Source organism: uncultured Campylobacter sp. (genome assembly GCF_938018145.1).
Classification (GTDB): domain Bacteria; phylum Campylobacterota; class Campylobacteria; order Campylobacterales; family Campylobacteraceae; genus Campylobacter_A.
The window spans coordinates 1-2,989 of the sequence record NZ_CALIII010000091.1 but is presented as its reverse complement, the minus strand read 5'-3'; the positions used below and the strand labels follow the sequence as shown (position 1 = coordinate 2,989).

The window sequence follows — 2,989 nt, the reverse complement described above, 5'->3', positions numbered from 1 at the left end:
GGCGTAGTCGGCATGTCCCGGACGAAAGAGCTCGCGTAAATTTTCGTAATCGCCCGATTTTTGATTTTCGTTTCGGATGATAAAGCCGATCGGAGTGCCCGTGCTGACGCCTTCAAACACGCCGCTTAAAATCTCCACGCGGTCGCCTTCGCTCCTTGCCGTGGCAAATTTCGAGCCGCCCGGTTTTCGTTTGTCAAGCTCGCTTTGGATAAAATTTAAATCGATACGCACGCCTGCAGGAAAGCCGTCTAGCACGCCGCCGATCGCCGCTGCGTGACTCTCGCCAAACGTCGTTAGCGTTAGTTTGCGTCCAAAGGTATTCACTTGCCCTCTCCTAAAATCTCAAGCGCGGTTTTGGCGGCTTTTTGCTCGGCTTCTTTTTTGCTCTTGCCCGCGGCTCGCGAGATCTCTCGCTCGTTTAGCATCAGCGCGATCTCAAATTCCTTCTTATGATCGGGGCCTTTTGAGCCCACCAGCACGTATTTTGGTATCTCGGCGAAGCGCGCTTGAGTGAGCTCTTGCAGCGCGGTTTTGTAGTCTTTTACCATGCGGTCGAAATTTATATCCGGGTAGCATCTCTCAAAGGCTTTTAGGCTAGCCGCGCGCACGGCGTCAAAGCCGCTTTCTAGGTAGATCGCGCCCATCAGCGCCTCAAAAGCGTCTGAGAGGATCGAGGCTTTTGCCCGTCCGCCGTTGTGCTCCTCGGCCGGCGAGATATTGATGAGCTGGCCTAAATTTAGATATTTAGCGAGCTCGGCGAAGCTTTTTTCATTTACGAGCGCGGCTCTTAGTTTGCTTAGATCGCCTTCGCTTAGGCGCGAAAATTTGTGAAAAAGATAATCCCCGATCACCAGATCCATCACCGCATCGCCCAAAAACTCGAGCCTCTCGTTGTTTGCGCCGCCTTTTACGCTTTTGTGCGTGAGCGCGGTTTTTAGCAGCTTTTCGTCTTTAAATTTATATCCTAATTTCTCTTCCAAATTTCGCATTATTCGCCTTTTAAGCTATTTTTTATCTTTACGGCTTGTTCGCGCGCCATCTCGTCGCAAAGCTCGTTTTGCGGGTGCCCGGCGTGGCCTTTGACCCAGATCGCTTCAACATCGTGCGGCTCGCTAGCGGCCAGATACTCCTGCCACAGCGGGACGTTTTTTACGTTTTTAAAGTTTTTCTTCACCCAGCCCTCTAGCCACGCATTTACGGCGTTTGCGACGTATGAGCTATCGGTGTAGAGCTTTATGCGGCAGGGCTGCTTGAGCGCTTTTAGCCCCTCGATCGCAGCGCGTAGTTCCATTTGATTATTTGTCGTGTGCGCCTCGCCGCCGCTTGCCGTTTTTTTGTGCTCTCCGTACTCTAGGATGTACGCCCAGCCGCCGGGCCCTGGGTTATCCAGGCACGAGCCGTCGCTAAAAAGGCATACTGTTTTCATCGGATTTTTCCGTGATGTGAGGCAAAATTTGCACGCTGCCTAGCTCGCTACACATCGGACAGCGGTAAAAATGCATCGGAAAGGCGTTTTTGCAGCTCTTGCAGACGTAGTTAAAGCTAAGCGCGGCCTTGTCGTAGTTTGCCGCTTTTAGCTTCTTTAAAACCTCTAGCTCAAAGCCCAGCGGCGCGCCGTCCTCGTCGCTCATGCCTTTGACGAAAAACAGGCTCTTATACTCGGGATCGGTTAAATTTACGGGCGAGTTTTGATAATAAACCAAATCCAAAACGTCCTCAAGCGGCGGGAAATCGCTAAAATCTTTAAGTCCTGCACCGCTTAAATTTAGCCTCTCCATCGCCATACGCCGCACGAGCGCAAATTCGTCCTTTAGAGCTAAAATTTCGCCGATTTTGCCAGCTTCGTCCTTGCTTTTATCCGCTAAAATTTGCAGCGCCTTGATATACGCCGTTTGCGCTCTCACGTCACTGCCTAGCTCCTGCAAAGCATCCAGAGTCTGCAATGCGCCATCGTAGTCTTTTAGCTTTTCGAAAATTATCGTTAGGGATTTTAGCGCGATTTGATTTCGCGGAGAGATTTTTAGCGCCTCTAAAAAGACGCTTTTTGCGCGCTCTAGAAAGCCCGCCTTAAAATAAGTCTGACCCAGATCGGTAAAAATTTGCTCCTTTGCCGCTCGGTTTTTAGCCCGCTCTAAAGCTACGGCATAGACGTTGATAGCCTTTTCAAAATACCCGCTTTTTGAAAACGTCCCCGCCAAAAAGCACATCGTAGCCGTATCCGCGCCCGAGTTTATCAAAAGCTGTTTGTTTTCGTCGCTCAGACCCTGAGATTTGCCGAATTTTTTCAAAAATCCCGCGATCTCCGCCTTTTCGTCCTTGCTCTTAAAAACGCCCCACGCGTAGCTAAAAACGGCGATCACGAGCACCGCGGCGACTAGCACCACGAGACCGAAAATCGGGTCTCTAAATTCGATAAAAAATATATCCAAAATGCCGCTTTCTAAAGTCAAATTTAACGCCGATTATAGCAAAACGATTGTATAATCTCGCTTATGATCGATCCAAAATCAATAGAAAGACTAAAAGCGCAAACCGATATCGTCGATATCGTCGGACACTATCTGCCGCTAAAAAAAAGCGGCGCGAACTTCGTGTGCGTCTGCCCGTTTCACGACGATAAAAACCCGAGCATGAGCGTGAGCCCGTCGCGCGGGATATTTCACTGCTTTTCGTGCAAAGCCGGCGGCGACGCGATCAAATTCGTGATGGACTACGAAAAGCTAAGCTACCCCGAAGCCGTCGAAAAGATCGCAGGACTGCAAAATTTCACGCTAAACTACGTGCGCGGCGGCGAACCGGCGAAAGAAAACAAGCACATCCTAGAAAACGCAAACGCCTTTTACCGCTCGCTGCTTTATAAAACGCCAGCAGCCGTGGAGTATCTCTACTCGCGCGGTATAACAGACGAGCTGATCGATAAATTTGAACTAGGTTTCGCACCAGAGAGCGCGCAAACGATAAGGCTACTGCAAAACGAGCAAATAGAGCC

5 protein-coding genes are annotated in these 2,989 nt (G+C 50.1%); 1 reads left to right on the top strand and 4 read right to left on the bottom strand.

Features of this window, described 5'->3' with window-relative positions; translation table 11 throughout:
- The 4 genes from Q0338_RS01960 to Q0338_RS01945 form a co-directional block, all read right to left on the bottom strand.
- A partial coding sequence (locus Q0338_RS01960; protein WP_298085291.1) for a chorismate synthase occupies window positions 1–324 on the bottom strand: 324 nt, incomplete at its 3' end.
- On the bottom strand, window positions 321–989 hold the full coding sequence (gene rnc, locus Q0338_RS01955) for a ribonuclease III (protein ID WP_009494817.1): 669 nt from the start codon (window positions 987–989) through the stop codon (window positions 321–323). The genes rnc and Q0338_RS01960, both read right to left, overlap by 4 nt.
- Window positions 989–1,426 carry a ribonuclease HI gene (gene rnhA / locus Q0338_RS01950; protein WP_298085290.1) on the bottom strand — a complete coding sequence of 146 codons (438 nt, stop codon included), beginning with the start codon at window positions 1,424–1,426 and terminating at the stop codon, window positions 989–991. Before rnhA ends, rnc begins: the two co-directional genes overlap by 1 nt.
- Entirely contained in the window at window positions 1,404–2,429 is a 1,026-nt protein-coding gene (locus Q0338_RS01945) for a hypothetical protein (RefSeq protein ID WP_298085289.1), read from the bottom strand. Before Q0338_RS01945 ends, rnhA begins: the two co-directional genes overlap by 23 nt.
- 63 nt (window positions 2,430–2,492) lie before the next feature.
- On the opposite strand from Q0338_RS01945, the gene Q0338_RS01940 reads away from it, so the two are divergent.
- The coding region (locus Q0338_RS01940; RefSeq protein ID WP_298085288.1) for a CHC2 zinc finger domain-containing protein at window positions 2,493–2,989 on the top strand (497 nt) is incomplete at its 3' end.

Excerpts from the sequence above, each read along its gene's own strand:
- rnc (WP_009494817.1), bottom strand. The coding sequence starts at position 989 with ATGCGAAATTTGGAAGAGAAATTAGGATATAAATTTAAAGACGAAAAG.
- rnhA (WP_298085290.1), bottom strand. The coding sequence starts at position 1,426 with ATGAAAACAGTATGCCTTTTTAGCGACGGCTCGTGCCTGGATAACCCA.